Annotated in this window: 22 protein-coding genes, 1 tRNA gene and 1 pseudogene; 5 read left to right on the top strand and 19 right to left on the bottom strand. The window is 55.7% G+C overall.

Annotated features, from left to right (window positions below; genetic code table 11):
• Positions 1-133: 133 nt before the first annotated feature.
• From F3G95_RS05715 to F3G95_RS05635, 17 genes and pseudogenes are all read right to left on the bottom strand, one after another.
• Positions 134-1570, bottom strand: a pseudogene (locus F3G95_RS05715) (conjugal transfer protein TraE); the annotation flags it as partial.
• Entirely contained in the window at positions 1545-1907 is a 363-nt protein-coding gene (locus F3G95_RS05710; RefSeq protein ID WP_044960449.1) for a PrgI family protein, read from the bottom strand. The gene F3G95_RS05710 and the pseudogene F3G95_RS05715, both read right to left, overlap by 26 nt.
• 12 nt (positions 1908-1919) lie before the next feature.
• Positions 1920-2786 (bottom strand): VirB6/TrbL-like conjugal transfer protein, CD1112 family, encoded by an 867-nt coding sequence (locus tag F3G95_RS05705; protein ID WP_044959875.1) that lies wholly within the window; start codon positions 2784-2786, stop codon positions 1920-1922.
• A 228-nt stretch (positions 2787-3014) separates the two neighbouring features.
• A complete protein-coding gene (locus F3G95_RS05700; protein WP_015565185.1) occupies positions 3015-3230 on the bottom strand; it encodes a Maff2 family mobile element protein in 216 nt (71 codons plus the stop codon).
• Between the two features lie 134 nt (positions 3231-3364).
• Positions 3365-3580, bottom strand: coding sequence for a Maff2 family mobile element protein (locus tag F3G95_RS05695; protein ID WP_015565186.1), 216 nt, complete (start codon positions 3578-3580; stop codon positions 3365-3367).
• Between the two features lie 136 nt (positions 3581-3716).
• Entirely contained in the window at positions 3717-5498 is a 1782-nt protein-coding gene (locus F3G95_RS05690) for a VirD4-like conjugal transfer protein, CD1115 family (RefSeq protein WP_149794186.1), read from the bottom strand.
• Complete coding sequence (locus tag F3G95_RS05685; RefSeq protein ID WP_149794185.1) at positions 5495-5953, bottom strand: PcfB family protein; 459 nt, start codon at positions 5951-5953, stop codon at positions 5495-5497. The genes F3G95_RS05690 and F3G95_RS05685 overlap by 4 nt, the downstream gene beginning before the upstream one ends.
• A 29-nt stretch (positions 5954-5982) precedes the next feature.
• A complete protein-coding gene (locus F3G95_RS05680) occupies positions 5983-6429 on the bottom strand; it encodes a DUF3846 domain-containing protein (RefSeq protein ID WP_149794184.1) in 447 nt (148 codons plus the stop codon).
• Positions 6353-6553, bottom strand: a complete 201-nt coding sequence (locus tag F3G95_RS05675) for a hypothetical protein (RefSeq protein ID WP_149794183.1) — start codon at positions 6551-6553, stop codon at positions 6353-6355. Before F3G95_RS05675 ends, F3G95_RS05680 begins: the two co-directional genes overlap by 77 nt.
• A gap of 41 nt (positions 6554-6594) precedes the next feature.
• Entirely contained in the window at positions 6595-6834 is a 240-nt protein-coding gene (locus F3G95_RS05670; RefSeq protein ID WP_149794182.1) for a hypothetical protein, read from the bottom strand.
• Between the two features lie 10 nt (positions 6835-6844).
• Positions 6845-7315, bottom strand: a complete 471-nt coding sequence (locus F3G95_RS05665) for a hypothetical protein (RefSeq protein WP_005924908.1) — start codon at positions 7313-7315, stop codon at positions 6845-6847.
• A 66-nt stretch (positions 7316-7381) separates the two neighbouring features.
• A complete protein-coding gene (locus tag F3G95_RS05660; protein WP_149794181.1) occupies positions 7382-8314 on the bottom strand; it encodes a ParB/RepB/Spo0J family partition protein in 933 nt (310 codons plus the stop codon).
• Positions 8271-9104: a ParA family protein gene (locus F3G95_RS05655; RefSeq protein WP_149794180.1), complete on the bottom strand. Its 834-nt coding sequence runs from the start codon at positions 9102-9104 to the stop codon at positions 8271-8273. Before F3G95_RS05655 ends, F3G95_RS05660 begins: the two co-directional genes overlap by 44 nt.
• Positions 9104-10000, bottom strand: a complete 897-nt coding sequence (locus tag F3G95_RS05650; protein ID WP_149794179.1) for a DUF6017 domain-containing protein — start codon at positions 9998-10000, stop codon at positions 9104-9106. Before F3G95_RS05650 ends, F3G95_RS05655 begins: the two co-directional genes overlap by 1 nt.
• The gene (locus F3G95_RS05645; RefSeq protein WP_005924919.1) at positions 9963-10217 is read right to left on the bottom strand and encodes a hypothetical protein; all 255 of its coding nucleotides are present in this window, start codon (positions 10215-10217) and stop codon (positions 9963-9965) included. The genes F3G95_RS05650 and F3G95_RS05645 overlap by 38 nt, the downstream gene beginning before the upstream one ends.
• A complete protein-coding gene (locus F3G95_RS05640) occupies positions 10214-10474 on the bottom strand; it encodes a hypothetical protein (protein WP_097770934.1) in 261 nt (86 codons plus the stop codon). Before F3G95_RS05640 ends, F3G95_RS05645 begins: the two co-directional genes overlap by 4 nt.
• A 397-nt stretch (positions 10475-10871) precedes the next feature.
• Positions 10872-10945: transfer RNA gene (locus F3G95_RS05635), tRNA-Arg, on the bottom strand.
• A 414-nt stretch (positions 10946-11359) separates the two neighbouring features.
• Between F3G95_RS05635 and F3G95_RS05630 the strand changes: the two genes are divergently transcribed.
• Positions 11360-12745, top strand: coding sequence for a potassium transporter TrkG (locus F3G95_RS05630; RefSeq protein WP_149794178.1), 1386 nt, complete (start codon positions 11360-11362; stop codon positions 12743-12745).
• Positions 12746-12802: 57 nt separating this feature from the next.
• Here the strand turns inward: F3G95_RS05630 and F3G95_RS05625 are convergent, their stop codons facing one another.
• Entirely contained in the window at positions 12803-13954 is a 1152-nt protein-coding gene (locus F3G95_RS05625) for an aldo/keto reductase (RefSeq protein WP_149794177.1), read from the bottom strand.
• A gap of 496 nt (positions 13955-14450) precedes the next feature.
• On the opposite strand from F3G95_RS05625, the gene dusB reads away from it, so the two are divergent.
• Positions 14451-15470, top strand: coding sequence for a tRNA dihydrouridine synthase DusB (gene dusB, locus F3G95_RS05620; protein WP_149794176.1), 1020 nt, complete (start codon positions 14451-14453; stop codon positions 15468-15470).
• Here the strand turns inward: dusB and yfbR are convergent, their stop codons facing one another.
• A complete protein-coding gene (yfbR, locus tag F3G95_RS05615) occupies positions 15471-16064 on the bottom strand; it encodes a 5'-deoxynucleotidase (protein WP_149794175.1) in 594 nt (197 codons plus the stop codon).
• 170 nt (positions 16065-16234) lie between these two features.
• On the opposite strand from yfbR, the gene F3G95_RS05610 reads away from it, so the two are divergent.
• From F3G95_RS05610 to F3G95_RS13755, 3 genes are all read left to right on the top strand, one after another.
• Positions 16235-18640: a YfhO family protein gene (locus F3G95_RS05610; RefSeq protein WP_149794174.1), complete on the top strand. Its 2406-nt coding sequence runs from the start codon at positions 16235-16237 to the stop codon at positions 18638-18640.
• Between the two features lie 138 nt (positions 18641-18778).
• Entirely contained in the window at positions 18779-18973 is a 195-nt protein-coding gene (locus F3G95_RS05605) for a DUF3873 family protein (protein ID WP_149794173.1), read from the top strand.
• 54 nt (positions 18974-19027) lie between these two features.
• Positions 19028-19168: a hypothetical protein gene (locus F3G95_RS13755; RefSeq protein ID WP_188117517.1), complete on the top strand. Its 141-nt coding sequence runs from the start codon at positions 19028-19030 to the stop codon at positions 19166-19168.

Here is a 19168-nt window from a genome sequence, read left to right as displayed (position 1 = left end):
CAGATTTCCCATATTGTCCTGTGAGCTTCCCAACGCCGGCTTTTGACCAGTGCAGGTCACAGTAGGGTTACTCCAAATGGATAGAGCAGTGTTTATACACAATACATTACGCGACTTCGTGTCGCACCTCACATTCCGGGTCACAGATGATGATATCATCGTCCGTCACGAGGAACGCATTACAGATCTCACGCTTTGCGCTGAAGGATTTACCGGAACCGGGAGTGCCCAAAATCAGACCGTTGGGGTTCTTCAGCTTTTTGCGGTCAACCATAATCAGGTTGTTGGACAGGGCGTTCAAGCCATAATACAGGCTTTCCTTGCCGTTGTCGAACAGTTCCTGTGTGGTAAACGGCACAAAAATCGCTGTGCTGCTGGTGGTCAGACCGCGCTGGATCTCAATCTGGCAGTCTGCCAGTGGCAGGCTGCTCATCAGCCCCTGCTCCTGCTGAAAATCAAGGCGGCATAATTCGCAGTTGTGCTTCTGCGCAATGCTGACCGCCTGAAACACGTTGGTTTCCAGTTCCTGCTCGGTTTTTCCGGTGTTCAACACGAGGAACGTCACCAAAAACATTCTCTCATTCTGGCTCTGCAGCTCCTTCAAAAGTGCCTTGGCATCCCTGCCGTAAGTCGCCAAATCAGACGGCAGCACGTCCATGTCGTATCCGGCGCGGACAGCTTTTTTCTGCTCCTCGATCTTGCTGCGGTCGAGTTCGGTGATGGTGTGTTTGATGGTTTTGATGGCCTTGTTCTGGTCAACGGACTGGATGTGCATGGTAACGATCTGGCTGGAATCCATGTCCAGAAAATCCTTCAAAAGCTGGTCGCTCAGGTCAGAAGCCGTGATATTCAGAAAGCTGACCGCCCCGAAGATGCCGCCCATCTGAAAGGTACGGCTGTTCTTAAACGCCAGCGCAGTGGGGGCGATAGCATCCTTTACGGACAGACCGCTGGGCACAAGGTCTTTCCAGTTGAAGTGGAACTTGTTGGCTCCATCCATGTTCAACATCCCGTGCATCAGCCGCAGGCGCTCCGTGCCGTCCAGCGGCTTTGCCAGAACGCCCAACCTGTGAAAGTTGTTCATCAGATCGTTCTGGATGTGCTCCAACCGAGGTTTGACCTGCGCCATACTGTCGCCTTCGATACCATAGGTCAGGAATTTTGTCTTGGTCAAGCCGTTGTTGCCCTTGGAAAGCTGCTGCCGCAGCATCTGGGAATACTCGGCGCGCACATCGTCAAAGCCATCCTGCTGGTACGGGATGCGGATGGACTTCTCGAAGTCTGCGGAATCAGTGGCGGTATTCACGAAAGACAGTTCAAAGTGGATAGAGCTGTCGAAAAAGTTGAGAAAAGAGCACCATTCCTCAAAGATGGCGGTCTTGTCCTCCTGCTGCGCCAACTGATAGTTGATATCCTGATACTGGATGGTGCGGGTGTAGTAGCCGGGACGGACACGGCAGGTACCGTCCTCAAACATCCGCTGGAACGGGATGCTCTCCTGTGCCGTGCGGAGCACTGTGGGCTTGGGCGGCTTTTTGCCGTCTTTATTCTTTTTCAGAAACGGAATCATGGGCGTCATCTCCCTTCACAAGCAGTGCATAGTAATTGCGGGTCTGGTACGGACGCACCTTCGGGCGAACAAAACGCGCCTGAAAGTAGTACCGCAGAATCTTTTCAGCGGGCTGACCGTTTTTCTGGTACATGGCCAGAAAGAACATAGGCAGCATCACCGCCATCATGCCGAGGGTAGCGCCGGAATTGCCTGCGGTATCCCGTAGGACAAAGAACAGCGGCACCCCTACGACTGCCGCTGCACCAAAACAGATAAGCTGCCGTGCGGTCAGATTGAAAGCCACTTTGGACTTCACCTTGCTGAAATCGCGCGGCACGGAAATATAAGCTGCCAAAATTCCACCTCCTCAGTGTGCGCCCAGAATGCTCCGGGCGACGGAACCAGTCTTGAACAGCGTAAAGCACAGCAGCACCGTGTACCCCACGATGCTCCAGATCGAGTTGATGGCATCCCCGGATATGGCAACATTCTGAAGCAGAACGGCATAGATCGCCACGCAGATCAGGATCAGGAAGCCCTGAAATCCCAGCGCAAACAGAGAACGAAGATAGTTCTGTCCAACATGGGATTGCTCGTGGTTGCCCCATGTTGCCATGGGCACCGGAGCCAGACTGACCATCATGTAGATTTCAATCATTCTTCCGTAGACGATGACGAAAATCACAATGGACAGGATGCGCATGGTGATGCCGATGAAGAAGGACTGTAAAAACAGCCCGAACAGGGGGCCGACGTCCATCTGCATCATGCTGGATTGTAACATGGAAAGCCCGATGTCGTTGACCCTTGTGTTGCCGCTGATGATACCGCTGGAATTTGCCACGACCTGCTGCGTCACGTCGAACACCGCCATGATGATGTCAAACGTATTCGAGATCATCCAAACCGAAATGGCAGTTTTGAAAATCCACTTCAAAATCAATGCAGGTTCAAACTGTGCCATATTGTTGTGTTCAGTAATCATCTGAATCAATTCATAGCAAGCAATAAAGGTCAAGATCACGCCTGCAATGGGTAGCACCACATTCCGGGAGAGGGCTTCGATCATAGCAAAAACGCGCGGTTCAAAACTGGATGGTTTGGTGCCGACTTGCTGGGCGATGCCGCCCACTTGGGTGTTCACATCATCAAACAAGCCGGAAAGATTGGACATGATTGCCGCTGTCAGCAGCGACTTGATCCAATCAGAGATCGCTTTGAGAACTGTTTCCACTCAGCGCCACCACCCATCAGGAAAAATGGTTGATCAGGGTCTTGAGCAGGTTGAGCAGAAAAATAAGGTGAGTCAGAATCTGCATAAAAATCGCCTTCCTTTCAGGTAACAGTGAATATTCGATTTGCAATGCGTTTCCTCTTTATAATAAGAATCCGTTTGCCACGGAGGGGCTGGAAACACTTGCAAGTAAATATGTACGGGGCGGCAGACGCCGCCCGGAAAAGATCAGCCGAACAGACCGCTCAGCAGGGGGATCAGGGTGATACCAATCAGGGCAACACCGCCGCCAGCCATCAGCTGCTTCATGCCCTGACTCTTGGCAGAAGGGTTATCACCGCCGTAACCTTCCATGAGGTTCACAGCACCCCACACGCCCAGACCGGCACCCAGAGCAACCACCAGAGTCTTCAGAACGTCCACTGCACTGTTAAAGAATTCCATAGTAAAATCTCCTTTGGTTTGAAAAAAGCGACCCTGCACACCCCTGAAATCCATTTATTGAAACACCGTAAGCTGCGGCAGAAGTTGATTTGCTAGTGTACTTATGGGTCAAACTGTGTTTATGTGAGAGCGAATTAGCCGAACAGACCGGACAGCAGGGGCACCAGAGTGATACCGATCAGGGCAACGCCGCCGCCAGCCATCAGCTGCTTCATACCCTGACTTTTTGCGGAGGGGTTATCGCCGCCGTAACCCTCCATCAGGTTGACGGCACCCCACACGCCCAGACCGGCACCCAATGCCACGACCAGAGTCTTCAGAACGTCCACTGCGCTGTTAAAGAATTCCATAGAAAAATCTCCCTTGTTTTGAAAAAGCGACCCTGCACACACCTGAAATCCGTTTGCAAAAGCCAAAAACCACGGCGAAGGTTGATTTTCCGGTGTACCTGTTGGGTCAATGGATAAAAAATAACCGCTCGTCTTATCAGGCGAGCGGGAGTGAATCAGCATCCACCATGATGAAGGTATCATCCGGGTGGATTTTTTCTTTTCGATTCAAGAACTTCTCGATATCGAGGGCGTTCTTGGGGTCATAATCGGAGGTGTACTTGTAGTTCGGGTGCTGGGTCAGGTCGTACTTGTCGCTCAAAAATGGGCGCACACCACGAAGCTGCAGGATGCACTTGCCGCCATCCAAAACTGCCAACTCATCCCGGCTCATAAGTTCGTGACCGAGTTTTTGATAGTTGGTGCCATAGCTTGGGCTATTGCCACGGGTATCGGAATTGTTGTAGCTGTCGATGGTTTCCTTGCCGAGTGCTTCGGCAAGATCTTTCAGGGTGGTAGGCTCACTGCCGCCCAAAAATATCTGACTGTCCATGTTGCCCACGATGGTATCCGCATTATCTTTGTAGATGGCTTTCAGCTGGCTGCGGGTCTGCAAGACCAGACACGCCGAGATCTCACGGCTGCGGATGGTAGCCACCAGCTTTTCCAGCTGCGGAATCTGACCGATGTTAGCACACTCATCGATCAGGCACCGCACATGGACTGGCAGTTTGCCGCCGTATTGGTCATCTGCCTTATCACAGAGCAGATTGAAAAGCTGTGTGTAGATCATGGAGATCAGGAAGTTAAATGTACTGTCCGTATCGCTCATGATAAGGAACAGCGCCGTTTTCCGGTCACCCAGCTTGTCCAGTTCCAGCTCATCGTACATGGTGGCATCCCGGACTTCCTGAATATCGAAGGGTGCGAGCCGGGCACCGCAGGAAATAAGAATCGACTTGGCCGTTTTGCCGGCAGCTAGCTTGTAAAGTTTGTACTGCCGCACGGCAAAGGATTTTGGCTTCTTCTTGCCCAGATCCTCAAACAACAGGTCTACCGGATTCTGATAAGTTTCATCGTCCTCAGACACCTGCATAGTGTTTAGCATTTCCAGCAATGTTGCGAAGTTTTGCTCCTCGACAGGGGCTTCGTAGTGGAGGTATGCGATCAGCGAAACGAGCAGAAGCCGTTCCGCTTTGTCCCAGAATGGGTCGCCGCCCTGACCTTCACCTTTGGTGTTGGTCATCAGTGCGGTCACGAGTTTCAGAACATCCTTTTCACTGTGGATGTACGCCATGGGGTTATAGCGCATACTCTTGGAAAAGTTGATGGTGTTGAAGAATTTTAGCTTGTAGCCGTGCTTTAACAGGGCTTCTCCACATTCCACGCCGATACTACCTTTCGGATCTGTAACTACGAATGATACCGGAAAATTCTTGGAATCACATTGCAGCAGATTCGGCTTGATAAAGAACCTTGTCTTACCGCTGCCGGAGCCGCCGACTACCAGCACATTTTTGTTTCGGGCATTCTTGGGGTCCGGCGGGCGGTTGGACATCATCAGGCGTTCTGTTTTGGTCAGAATGATATTGTCCTCAAACTTCGGAGCCATAAACGGCTCGATATCTTTGGGGCCGCCCCACCGGGCAGAGCCGTACTCCATGCCGTGGCGGTACTTCTTGGCGTTTTTGCCTTTCAGGTACACCGCCAGCCGCATTCCAGCACCGCAGCACAGACCAATGAACAAGTCAAATGGGTGCAGGCTGGGCAGCGGATTTGAAAATGCAGCCGGGAGCGTATCCATCAGCGATACGATTTTGTCGCCCAGTTCCTTGCCCACGGCTAGACGCCACGCCTCGCCCAGATTGGTGGCCAGCAAGCCAATTACCACATAGGGCAGATAGAGCGCCAGCAGCTTGGAAAGATTCTTTTTGCTCATAGGCCACGCTCCTCCTGCTTGTGCCGCACTTTGTCCGGCAGATTTGCGATAGTCTGTGCCAGATCGTGCAGCTTTGCCAGCACGGAAGGACGCTTGGTTTTATCCAGCACCGATGCCGAATATTCCTTGAACGCTGCGCTCAAGGCATCCGTGTCCTGTGCCTTGAAGTAGACCAGATACCGGGGCGGCTTGCAGGACAGGTCTTTCTGGATGGAGTAGTCGATGTGATACCGCTTGGCATAACGGTCAAAGTCCTTGATGCCAGTTTTCTGGATCTCCACATTGGTTACGCCACGGTTCTGCCGCACCAGCCGCTTCATGGACTGCTTGCCCTGCGAAGCGTGCTTGTCGTACTGCCGCAGTAGAAACTGCATCCCGCGCAACAGGGTGCGGGCGGACAGTTTTGTGGTCGAGATGGCAAGGTTGACCGTCTTATGCTCGATTTCTTCCTGCATCGTTACCACCTCCTGTGCAGAAAATCGTCTTAGCGGTCATGTTCCACCGGGGGCTTGTTTACGGCCTTTTCTGCGTCATTCTGAACCGATTCATCCGGCACCGGAATGACCATCAGGCGATGCCCCAGAGGGAGAAAGGCTTCGGGTTGATGGAATTCTTCTTCATACTTCTGAGCCAGCTCCGGAGAGAGCAACACAAAATCTTCCTCTCCCAGCCCCACCACCAGAAAGGTTCCGGCAATAACATCGTACATCAGCCCGTCCTCGTCCCACAGGGCACGGTTCAGCGGCAGACCCATGAGCTTGCCATCATCGTTGTAGACGATGGCGACCGGATCTTCAAAAGGGTAGCTTGCGCCGATGGAGCCGCCCACCGCCTGCTGCAAGGCTTTCAGGTCGTTATCGATCTCGACCTGCTGTGGATACTGTCCCGGTGCAATTTTCAGCACCGACAGAGTGTTCTCGTTCTGCTCCATTATCTTCCTCCTCGAATTTGATAGTGATTTCCTGCCCAGCACGGACGGCGTTCAACAGAGCTGCCACAAAGAAGCCGAAAAAGGCACCAGCTTCAAAAATGATAAACGAATAAATATAATTCATAGCGAACCTCCTACATTGACTGAACTGTGAGAAGAATCCTCTCAGGGAGGACGAGGAGCGCTAGACGCGGTGACGGTATGCTTAGTGGAAACATTGGCATGAGTATGCGGTGCGGCATCGGTAGAAAAATAGTCGTACAGAGCATCCCGCAGAGAATGGAAGCAACGAGCATGGTAGTCGTGCAGACGGAGAACCAGAATCTTCAAAACATCAACGGCGGAACAGTAAAAGTCCTCCGTGACTTCTGCGAAACTCGCATAGCAGGTCATTTCAGTATCCATACTGCACCTCTCAGTCAATGCAGATGCAGACCATCTTCTCGCGGCCAGCCATCAGAGGAACACTGTTCTCGCCCAGATAACACTGGATCAGGTACAGGTCGGCGGTGGTAAGTGCAACAAAATTGCCATCGGTGTCGTAGCGTACAAAGATGACTGCGCCGGACAGGTAACGCTTGCCAGCCAGCGTAATGACCTGACGAGGATCGTAGCAGAGTGCCAGCGGCACATCTTCGCTGATGCTGTAGCAGGAATCAGTTTCATCGAAGCAAGGCAGGTAACTGCGAACGTTCGCCAGCGGGGTGATGGTCAGTTCGATCTCCGGGGCAATCACGGCGGCGTAAACTTCATCATCGCCGAGCTGCCGCTCCAGCACATCGCTCATCTTGTTGAAGAAGTCGGTCACAGCATTGTCCATGTGGTTGATCTTCTGGTTCATGGCTTCGATGGTCTTTGCGGTCTTGAGATCAATAGTAGTGTTCATAGTGCTTTTTCTCCTAATTTTTGCAAAAAAGAAAGACCCGGTTGGGTCTTACATTCAAAATGTGTGTTAGCGTTCATTCTGCCGCTGCTGTTTGCGTTGCCACTGATCCAGCAGCTTGATGATAGTGTCCTCCATCTGTTTCGGGGTGAAGCTGCGCGGGAAATACTTCCGCAGGGTGTCGTTTTTGATGACCACTTTGTCCAGTTCGTCCTTTTTTTCTTCTCCCATGACAGCAAAGGCAACATCATACGAGAAGTGCCCTTCCTGTGCCAGCTTTTTGAGCCGTTGCGCTTGGGAAAGGGATGGAGCATTCTGGGTGTCTTGCATCGCTTCTAAAAAATCCCGCTGTTGGCTTTCGTCCAGATAGGACAACTCCACAGCGGGATTAAAAGCAATTTTCTTTTCGTCTACCATATCCAGCAGTTCCGGGATGAGGTTGGTCAGGCGGATAAAACGCTGGACTTGCTTATAACTTTCGCCTGTTCCTTCAGCAACAATCTCTGTACTGCGTTTCCCGAAATAATCTGGGACAACTTGTCCCACATTTTTGGGTCGTCCAACAGTTCGCTCGATTGCTTCCAGCTTCATCTTGTAAGCGAAAGCCCGTTCACTGGGCAAGATGTTCTCACGTTGGAGATTGCTGTCCACCATGAGCAAAATGGCGGCATCATCATCCATGTTGCGGACAATGACCGGCAGGGTGTCCAGTCCAGCAAGCTGTGCAGCGTGCTGACGGCGGTGCCCGGAGATGATCTCGTAGCCACCTTCCGGGCGTGGGCGGGCAATCAGCGGAGAAAGCACACCGTATTGCTCCACGCTTTCCACCGTGCGCTGCATGGATTCATCGTCCAAGACCTTAAAGGGGTGGTTTTTGAAGGGAAACAGCTCCCCGATGGGAATCTGCTGCACCTGCTCCCGCTGCTGTTCCTGCCGGGATTCCTCGGTGGAGAAAATGTCATCTGCCCCTTTCAGCGACACGTTTAAGCTGTTTTTCGGCATTCGCCATCACCTCCCTTGTCAGAGATTTATAGGCTTCTGCCACCTTGCCTTTGGGATCGTGCTGGAAAATGCTCTTACCCACGGCACTGATCTCCGCAGCGCGGACAGACCGTGGAATGGTATGGTCGAACACCTTGATCTTGCTGCCGTAAGCACCCCGAATCAGATTGTCGATCTGCTGTCCATAGTTGGTGCGGCTGTCGGTCATGGTCAGCAGGATGCCCTCGATTTTCAGCTTGGGGTTGATCTGCCGCCGGACTTTCTGCACAGTCTGCAAAAGCTGTTCCAGACCCTTTGCAGACAGATACTGCGCCTGCACGGGAATCAAGGTGGTGTCTGCTGCTGCCAGTGCATTGACGGTCAGCATCCCAAGGGAAGGGGTACAATCCAGCAGAATGAAATCATAGTCGTGCTTTGCACTGTCCAGCACCTGTTTCAGCATCTTTTCCCGGTTCATGCAGTTGACAAGGGAAACTTCCAGCCCTGCCAGTTCAATGTTTGCCGGAATCAGGTCAACGCCCTCTGCATGGTGCAGGATGCCTTCACCGGGCGGAATGCTCTGATTGTTCATGGCTTTTGCCATCAGGGTGGAAAGGGTGGTAGGCAGTTCATCGGGCTGCTGCCAGCCCATGCTGATGGTAAGTGACCCCTGCGGGTCAGCGTCCACCAGTAGGACCTTCTTGCCCTCCATCGCCAGCCCGATGCCAAGATTTTCACAGGTGGTGGTCTTACCGGTGCCGCCTTTCTGGTTGACGATGGCAATCGTAGTTGCTTTCTTTGAAATTTTCATCACCTCCGCATCGTTAAGTCATGGTTGGTTTGGTTCTGGTAGGAAAGCTGCATCGTGGTGGGTGCGTTATACAGAGAAGCGAGCAGATATTGTTTCATGTTTCGGATCGGGCTGCTGTTCTCTGCAAGGCACTTCAGCACAAAGCGGATATGGTCGGCGTTCAGCTTCGTAAACCGGCTGCGTACCACCTCGGCGGGCTTATCGTCCCCGGCAATGTGCAGCAGTTTGCGGTTGGTGGCACAGGTGTCCACCAGCAAATCTACGATCTGATAGATGGTATCCTCATCGTCCGGGCAGAGCCGGAGCAGAAGGTCTACCTCCAAAGACTGAGAAAAATATTCTTCCAGTTGGGCGCGTTTGCTCATCCAGTCGTTTTCATCGGAATAGATAGGATCAGTATCGCTTACCTCTGTATTATTTCTCTCAGTCTTATTACATCGTAGTTTGGCCGGATCTTGAAGCGTATTCTGGACGGTTCCAGAATCGTCATTATCACGATTCAAGTAGGGCGTTTTTGACGATTCTGACGAAAAATTCTTTACATAGATGAGGTCGGGCTTGCCCAGCCCCCTCCGTTTGCGTTCAATCAGGCCGTACTCTTCCAGTTCTCGCAGCAGCTTGGTGGCCTTTTTATCGGCACAGCCCAGTGAATCCTGCACCTCCTGCACAGTATAGATGATGAACACCCGCCCAGCTTTGTCCAACCAACCATTCCGGGCTGACAGGCTCATGCGGTCCAGCAGGATACCGTACAGCGTTTTGGCATCTGTGGAAAGCGGTTGGAAGCGGCTATCCTGAAACAACAGCTTGGGAATCCGGTAGAAGGAGAACAGCTCGCTGGACCGCCCATAGAAGTAATCAAGGTCTGCGGTTCTTGTCGGCTTTCTTTCGGGCATAGAGAATATCCCATTTTTCAGGTGTGGAACGGAATACATTGACCTGCTTCTTATAAGGGCAGTGGGCATACAGGCAGGTGCGGAACTTGAAATCGGGTCGATAGTACGGGCACAGCTTGCAGCTGTCCGGGGCACGGTCGGAACCTTCGCCAGCGGCGATCACATGGTGCATGGAGTGCTGAACATGGCGCAGAGCTTCGTTTCGCTTGTGGCTCACTTGGCATCACCTCGTTTCTCCAGCGGTGCCATCAGGTCTTTGTAGCAGGGAATCAGCACACAGGGCTTTGCCCGCTTGTAGGGGCACCCTTCGCACTTGCTGGGGCCTTTGGGCGGTTCAATCAGATAGTAGCAGTTCTCTTTGCCAAGAACACAGCCCTTCTTTCGATTCTTCCAGAAGAAGCAGTGCCGGCAATCTGCCGGGCGGGAAGCATGGTAGCGGATACCGTCCATCGTGACGGTCAGAACTTTTTTCATTGGTAAACCCTCCTTTGATGGATTCGGGAAGTTCAGCCCGAAAATAAAAAAGCGCGTTCCTCTTTCTGTTCCGAGAGAACAGCGAGTGAACGCGCTATGTATGGAGAAAAGTGTTTTACACGGTTTTGGGTAGGAATGTGGAAAATAGATTTACACAAATTATTTTGTATTTACATGGATTTACAGGAAAGCGGCTACCAATTTTAGCAGAGAGCCGGAAAACGGAGTTCAAAAGGTGCTTTATGGGGCTTCATTAGCTGGAAGCCTGATTTTATTAGCTGAAACCGAAAATTCTGCTAATGGCATTAGCTGGCTAATTTTGGTGATAGGTTCAAAATGAAAAATGCGAAGATCGTCTTTCACATGGAAAAATGACCTTCGCATTTTCTTAAAGGGATACCCCAGACAGGATTCGAACCTGCGGTCTCCTCCTTAGGAGGGAGGCGCTTTATCCAGCTAAGCTACTGAGGCATATTATGTATTATCGTTGATTTTTTGAAATTCAACGCACTTGGAAACAAATGTGTGGAATGCTTTTCACACCGAAGTGACCGACTGCATTGCAACCGGGACGATGGTAAAGTTGTTGCATCAAAATTTGTTTGGAAAATCTCGATCCCCAGCCTTGCTTTTGATTAGAGCAATCACTTCCGCACCCAAGGTATCAGGTTGACCGAATTCTTAGGAGGGGGACGCTCTATCCAACTGAGCTACTGAGACGTATTACAGATATGATACCGCAAACAGCGCACAAAATCAAGTTGAATCGGAGAGAAAAAAGGTGTATCCTATAAAGAGAGGTTCCTGCGCCTGGAAACTTTGCGCAGGGGCGGCAGAACGACTCGCCCCTCTGGCTGCTGGCCGGGGGAGCCCCGGGAGGTTGCAATGGGAAAAAACAAAACCAAAAAGCGGACACGCCGACCCAACAAGGGCTGGCTGGCGGGCAGCAGTGCGACGCAGACCATCTGCAGCAGCTTTCTGCTGGTCATCGCGGTGGGGACGCTGCTGCTTACCCTGCCCATTTCCAGCAGGACGGGGCGGCTGGGCGTCATCGACGCCCTGTTCACCGCCACCAGTGCCACCTGCGTGACGGGCCTCGTCGTGCGGGATACATGGAGCCAGTTTTCGCTGTTCGGGCAGGTGATCATCCTGATGCTCATTCAGGTGGGCGGCCTCGGCCTTGTCACCCTCACCAGCTTCTTCGCGCTGGCGGCCCGGCGGCGGATGGGCTTCCGCGACCTGCGGCTGCTGGGCGAGAGCGTCTCGGCAGACGGCCTGTCCAAGGCCACTGAGGTGCTGAAGATCGTCATCAAGCTGGCGGCGGCTTTCGAGGCCGTGGGCATCGTGCTGCTGCTCTTCGCATTTGTGCCGCAGTTCGGCGCAGAGGGTGTGTGGGTCAGCGTGTTCACGGCCATCTCGGCTTTCTGCAACGCAGGCTTTGACCTCTTCGGACGGTTTGGCGCCTACTCCTCGCTGGTGCCGTACGTCAACAACTACTATGTGCAGGCTGTCATCATGTTCATGATCATGGCCGGTGGTCTGGGCTTCATGGTCTGGGTGGAGCTGGCGGAGTACCGCAAAAAGCGGCGGCTCTCTCTCCACGCGAAAGTCGTGCTGCAGTTCTCGGTCATCTTCTGGGTGGGCGGCGCGGTGCTGCTGGCCCTGCTCGAGTGGTCGAACCCCAGGACGATGGGCGGCCTGTCCGTCCCGGGCAAGATCATGGCGGCGCTGTTCCAGTCGGTATCCACCCGTACTGCGGGTATGAACACCATCGACCTCGCGGCCTGCAGCCCCATCAGCAAGCTGCTGATGAGTGTGCTGCAGTTCATCGGTGCGGCCCCCGGTTCGACGGGCGGCGGTGTCAAGGTGACGACCTTCGCGGTGCTCATCCTGACCATCCGCAGCGTGGCACAGGGCCGCGACGACTGCGTTATCGGCGGCCACCACATCGAGTCCAAGACAGTCTACCGCGCTCTGACCATCATCGTCATCGGCGCGGTGGCGGCGTTCGGCTCTGCCGTCGTGGTGTACTACAACACCGCAGAGACGGTGTCAGTCATCGACTGCATCTTCGAGTCCTGCTCGGCGTTCGGTACGGTGGGCCTGTCGGTAGGTGTCACTGGGCAGCTGAACACCGGCGCAAAGCTGCTATATATGGCCTGTATGTTCATGGGCCGTGTCGGCCCGGTGTCGCTGGCGATCAGCCTGACGGCAAAGCCCGACGACAACAAGCGCAAAGTCCTCCCGGTGGGTCACATCAACGTAGGTTAAGCAAAAAGCGGGCGCTCCACCTGTCCGGAGAGACAGAGGAGCGCCCGCTTTCACTCATTATAAATTGTCCAGTTCCGTCTGGAGCTTTGCAAGAGAGTCCCGAATCGGCAGATGTTGGGGGCAGACGGCCTCACACTTGCCGCAGCGGACGCAGTGAATGGCCTTTTCGGCATCCGGGAAGCAGGCTGTCCACTGCTGGCGGATGGCGTCCTTATTGCCGAACATCCCGAGCTTGTTCCAGATGCTGAAATTGTCGGGAATGTCCACGCCCATGGGGCAGGGCATACAGTAGCGGCAGCCGGTGCAGCCGATTTTGATGTGGCTGCGCAGGACGTCGGCAGTCTGCCGGATGGCGGCGTTCTCGGCGTCGGTCATGGGGTGGAAATCTCCGAAGGTGGCGAGGTTGTCGTCCAGCTGGTCTTCTGCGCTCATGCCGGAGAGGACGACCTTCACGTTTTTGTGGCTGGACACCCAGCGCAGCGCCCACGAGGCTGCACTGGCGTCTGCGTCCAGTGCATTCAGCGGCGCGGCAGCGTCCGGCGGCAGCTGTGCCAGCGTACCGCCCTTGATGGGCTCCATGATGATGAGGGGAACACTCAGTTCTTCGGTAAGGGCATAGCCCCGGTCTCCTGCGATCTCCTCGGCACGGTCATCGGTGTCGAGGTAGTTGTACTGCAGCTGGCAGAAGTCCCACGGCTGGTCGCGCAGGATGTGCTCGAAGCCCGCCGCGTTGTCGTGGCAGGAGAAGCCAAAATTCCGGATGCGCCCGGCGGCCTTCTGCTCCCAGAGCCAGTCCACAATGCCCATCTCTTTGGCCGCATCGTAGCGGGCTTTGTGCAGGGAATGCAGCAGATAGAAGTCGATGTAGTCCACGCCCAGCCGCTCGAACTGCTTCTCGAAGATGTCTTTGGCCTCGTCGAGGGTCTTGCAGCTCCACAGAGGCAGCTTGGTGGCGAGGTAGAAGCTCTCCCGAGGCCACTTGGCAATGACCCGGCCCACGAAAGGTTCGCTCTCACCGCCGTGGTAGGGGAAAGCAGTGTCAAAGTAGTTGACGCCCGCCTCCCGGGCCGTGTTCAGCAGCTTTTCGGCCCGCACTTCGTCGATGCGGCCATCCGGCAGGGTGGGGAAGCGCATACACCCGTAGCCCAGCAGCGAGGTGGAGATGTCCCGCCCGCTGCCGTCTTTTTTCGTCCAATCGCGATACTCCATAGCCATTTCTCCGGCGGGGGTCTGCCCGCCGCTCCTTTGCCCTAAGTATAGCAGGAGAAATTGCGGTAGACAAGACGAACACCCCGGCCTGCAGGCAGCCGGGGTGTTGTATTCGTGCGGGAAATATGATATTCTATAGGTGCTGCCGATGCAGCAAGGTACTGTCTGCAATGTAGGTGGTCACGCCCTTCCGGCCCTGCGCCGGGGAGGTGAACTTTTTGCTATCCCCTGACGCATGGTGCGAAAGGGGGGATGTTCCATGACGTTTGAACAGGTCGTATTGTTGCTCTCGCTTCTTGGCGGAGCGATCTACATCACGTTTCAGATCAGCTGGACCATTTTTAACAGCAAAAAGAAATGACCGCCACGCCCCCAAAGCTTGCGGTCATTTCTTTTGATCTAAAGCCGGAAGGACGCTGACCATTCGCAGGCAGTGCCTTTCTTGTTTATAGTATAGAGCTTTTGCAAGCCATTGTCAAGCAAAACGAGGGATAAGATGGATTCTCTGAAAATCGGAAATATCACCCTGCCCCACCGGGCAGTTTTTGGCCCGATGGCGGGCTTTACGGACGCGCCCTGCCGTCGGCTGATGGCCCAGCACGGCGCAGGCTTTACGGTCAGCGAGATGGTGTCCAGCCGGGCGCTGGTCTACCACGACCACAAAACGGTCAGCCTGCTCAAAGCCGAACCCAACGGCGCACCCTACGGCGTGCAGATCTTCGGCGAGGTGCCCCAGATCATGGGCGAGGCCGCAGCGGCGATAGAAGAATATCAGTTCGACTTTCTGGACATCAACATGGGCTGCCCGGCCCCGAAGATCGTCTCGGGCGGCGCGGGCAGCAAGCTGATGCTGGACCCCGACCTCTGCGGCCGCATCGTCGAGCAGGTCAAGGCCCACACCACCCGCCCGGTGACGGTCAAGATGCGGAAAGGCTGGGACGCCGACCACATCACGGCGGTGGAGTGCGCCAAAGCCTGCGAGCAGGCGGGGGCTGAACTCATCGCCGTCCACGCCCGCACCCGGGAGCAGATGTATACCCCGGGCATCGACCCGGACATCATCGCCAAAGTCAAGGCGGCGGTGAAGGTGCCTGTGCTGGGCAACGGCGACATCCACACGGCGGAAGACGCCGTGGAGATGATGCAGCGCACCGGCTGCGACGGCGTCATGATCGCCCGTGCTGCGCTGGGCGACCCGTGGCTCTTCGAGCGGGTGAACGCCGCCATCGAGGGCCTGTCGACGCCCAAGGAGCCGAATCTGCAGGCCCGGATGAACGCCCTCCGCCGTCAGGTGGAAGAGATGGTGGAGCAGAAGGGCGAATACACCGCCATGCCCCAGGCCCGCGCCCAGACCATGCACTATATGAAGGGCCTTAAGGGCGCTGCCGCCCTCCGCCGCTACTGCTGCACCCTGTCCCGTCTGGAAGACCTTGACGAGCTTATTGCGGCGGTGTTCGAAGAGCAGCGCAAGGCCGGGCTGGACCCGGACGACGTGCGGGAAGTCCCCTTCCCGTGATCATTCGCTGCGGGTCAGCTCGTCGAGGTTCTGGGTGAAGCAGGGAAGGCAGTGCGCCATGAACCAGTCGGCCTCAGGGCAGTGTATCCCTTCCAGTGCTTCCCGCTGCTGACGAAGCGCGGCGTCAAATTCGTGGTTGCCGCTGCGCTGCTCCTCCATGCACTTGACGAGGGCCGAGAGCCGGTCAGCGGCTTTCAGGAGCCGCTTTTCCTCGGCGGTCAGCAGGCTGCCGGTGATGAAGGGGCTGACCTCCTCGGCCAGCTCCGGCGGCAGCAGGCGGGTCATGGAATCCACGCTCTCGGCCTCCAGCGCCTTATAGGCATCCCGCAGGCCGGGGCTGCTGTACTTGACCGGCGTGGGCATATCGCCGGTGATGATCTCTGGTGCATCGTGATAGAGCGCCGCCACCGCCACCGTCTTGGGGCGGCAGGGCGTGCCGGTGTACCGCCGCGCGATGAGGCAGAGGGTATGGGCCAGCAGGGCAGTGTCGCAGGTGTGCTCGCTGAGGGATTCCGGGCGGGTGGAGTGCATCAGACTCCACCGGGTGATGTACTTCATCCGCGCCAGAAGGGCGCTGAACGGGTATAGCTTCATGTCGGCCTCCTTGAAGTGTCTTTGAGAGGGTTATACCCGCCCGGCGGGCGAATGTCAAGCAAAACACAAAAATTCTTTTTTTCCACACAGCCGCGTGCTATACTGGAACGCGAGAACGATGCAGGCGATGGGCCTGTGCCGCCCCTCCGGGCGGGGAAAGAGGATAGACAATGGACGATTCAAAAAATCAGGCCGGAAATGCCCGGCTGCTCAATATGCCGGGGCGGCGGGACCAGATGCTCCGCACCATGCTGCTCTGTGCGCTGACGGCGGCGATATTCTTCCTGCCGTTCTATATCATCGACGGCGGATTTTTCCACTACGCAGGCGATTTCAACAGCCAGCAGATCAGCTTCTACCGCTACATGAACGGCTTCATCAAGGGGGCAGGCTACCCGGACGGCATGACCGGTGCGGCCCGCAGCACCTTCTCCTGGGCCACCGACCTGGGCAGCGGCGCGATGAACGCCTACTCGTTCTACCTGTACGGTTCGCCCTTCTTCTGGCTGTCCCTCATCTTCCCCCAGAACTGGCTGCCCTACCTCATGGTGCCGCTGCTGGTGCTGAAATTTGCCGTGGCGGGCGGCGGCGCTTACCGCTACCTCTGCCGCTATGTCCGCCGCTCCGATCACGCGGTGCTGGGCGCCTGCCTGTATGCCTTCTCGGGTTTCAGCATCTACAATGTCTTCTTCAACCACTTTATCGACGTGGTGGCCCTCTTTCCGTGGATGCTCTGGGCGCTGGACGAAACGCTCTACGAGCAGGAAGAGCACTACGGCCTCTTCGCGTTCTGGGTGGGCGTCAATCTGCTCAACAACTACTTCTTCTTCATCGGACAGGTCCTCTTCCTCGTCATCTACTTCATCTGCAAGCTGACGACGAAAGATTTCCCGATGAATGTCCGCCTCTTCGTCCGGCTGGCCTTTGAGAGCCTGCTGGGCGCGGCTCTGGGCTTCGTCCTGCTCTGGCCGGCGGTACTCAGCATTTTGCAGAACCCCCGCACCATCGACCTGTCGTCGGGCTGGGGCTTTCTGACCTACTCGAAGGTGCAGCAGTATCTGGCCATCCTGCTGAGCTGGATCTTACCGCCCGATTCGCCCTACATCACCTCCATCTGGTCGGAGGGCATCATCAAGTGGACAAGCATGTCGGCCTATCTGCCCCTGTGCAGTCTGGCCGGCGCGATGGCCTACTGGCGGGCCCGGAAGGGCGACAGCAAAAAGCGCATCGTCGCCACCTGCGCCATCTTCGCGCTGGTGCCGGTGCTCAACAGCGCGTTCTACGCCCTCAATTCCAGCTACTACGCCCGGTGGTACTATATGCCGGTGCTCATCCTCTGCGCCATGACGGCCAGTGCGCTGGAAAGCCCCGACATCTCTGCCGACGAGCTGGACGCCCCAGTGCGCGGCATCGGCTGGCTGATGGTTGCGACGCTGGCGTTTGCCCTGGTGCCGGTGCAGGACGGCGACACCAAAGAATGGTCGCTGGGTGTGCTGCAGAACCCCGGCCAGTATGCCGCCGTCCTGAGCTTCGGCATCGGCGGTCTTATCCTGTACCGCCTGCTCTGCCGCCGCTGGCGGGGGAGCCAGGCCTTTGCCCGTCGGATGACGGCAGTGGTGCTGGCCTTTGCCTGCGCGTTCAGCATGGTACACATCGGCATCGGCAAGTTCGGCCAGTGGCACACCGACAGCGACCTTGTGGAGCAGTACACCTCCGCCATCAAGCTCAAGGAGGACCTGCCCGAGGGCGACTGGCGCGTGGATACCTACAAGACCCACGATAACCTCGGCCTCTGGCTCGACAAGAGCAGCCTGCAATACTTCGGCAGCACGGCCGCGCCCAGCATCCTCAGCTTCTACCCGGCACTGGGCGTCAAGCGGGATGTCCGCAGTGAGCCGGACATCTCCAACTACGCCCTGCGGGGTCTGCTGAGCGTCAAGTACCTCATCACCACGCCCGAAAAGCAGGAAGATTTCCTCGCTGCTGCGGACGACGGATGGAGCTACTACGACACCAAAGACGGCTTCATGCTCTACGAGAACGAGAACTACGTTCCCATGGGCTTTACCTACGACTACTATATTACGGAGGAGTCCTACGAGACGACCGTTAAAAATACCCGCGCGAACCTCCTGATGCGGGCGCTGGTGCTCAGCGAAGAGGACGCCGAAACCTACGGCAAGTACCTCGAGAAGCTGCCTGAAGCAAAGCTGGACGATTTGTGGTACGACACCTACGTCTCTGACTGCGCCGACCGCCGCGCCTCGGCCTGCAGCACCTTCCGGATGACCAACTCCGGCTTCCATGCGGAGATCACGCTGAAAAAAGACGACCTCGTCTTCTTCTCCGTACCGTACGACGATGGATTCACGGCCTGCGTCAACGGCAAAGAGACGGAGGTCATCCGGGTGGACGAGGGGCTGATGGCCGTTCTGGCTCCGGCGGGGGAGAACACCATCGACTTCGTCTATCAGGCTGACGGTTATTCCCTGGCCAGCAAAGTCTCGCTGGCAGCGCTGGCGGTATTCGTCCTATACGCCGGGTATTTTGTCTGGAAGAAAAAGAAACGCTGTTGAATCGCGGTTTGTCAATGCACATTCTCCCATAAAATGCAGAGCGCTTTTTGTGGAAAGAGCGAATAGCCCTCCCGGCCAAAACGTGATAAAATAAACACGTTGTGCTGCCGGAGCAGCCGGAAAGGAAGCGCGAAAGCTATGGAACAAAGCTATTTGATGCCGGGACAGGAACGATGGGAATCATTCCGGGATGCAAATGGGGTGCCGAAAGTTCGCTATTCTTACTGCTCGCTGAAAGGGCAGCTGTTCCGCTGCGTGAGCCGCAGCCGGGAAGAGGCCGAGCGCCTGTGCGAGGACTGGCTGGTAGGCCAGGACCGCTGCTACCGCAACTGAAGATCCGATTTGACAAGACTGCCGTGCAGAAAGACGATGCACGGCAGTCTTTTTGTGCGTCAGAAACGGACGGGCTGCACCCTCTCCCATCCTAAATTCTCCCCGGATATGAAAGCGAAGGAGCTGCTGGAGACCATCCAGTCCAACGCCATCAAGTGCTTCGACTACATGAAGGAGAACAACGCCATCCTCTAA

It is taken from the genome of Faecalibacterium sp. Marseille-P9312, assembly GCF_902497445.1.
Classification (GTDB): Bacteria; Bacillota; Clostridia; order Oscillospirales; family Ruminococcaceae; genus Faecalibacterium; species Faecalibacterium longum.
This window is presented reverse-complemented; position numbering and strand designations above follow the sequence as displayed.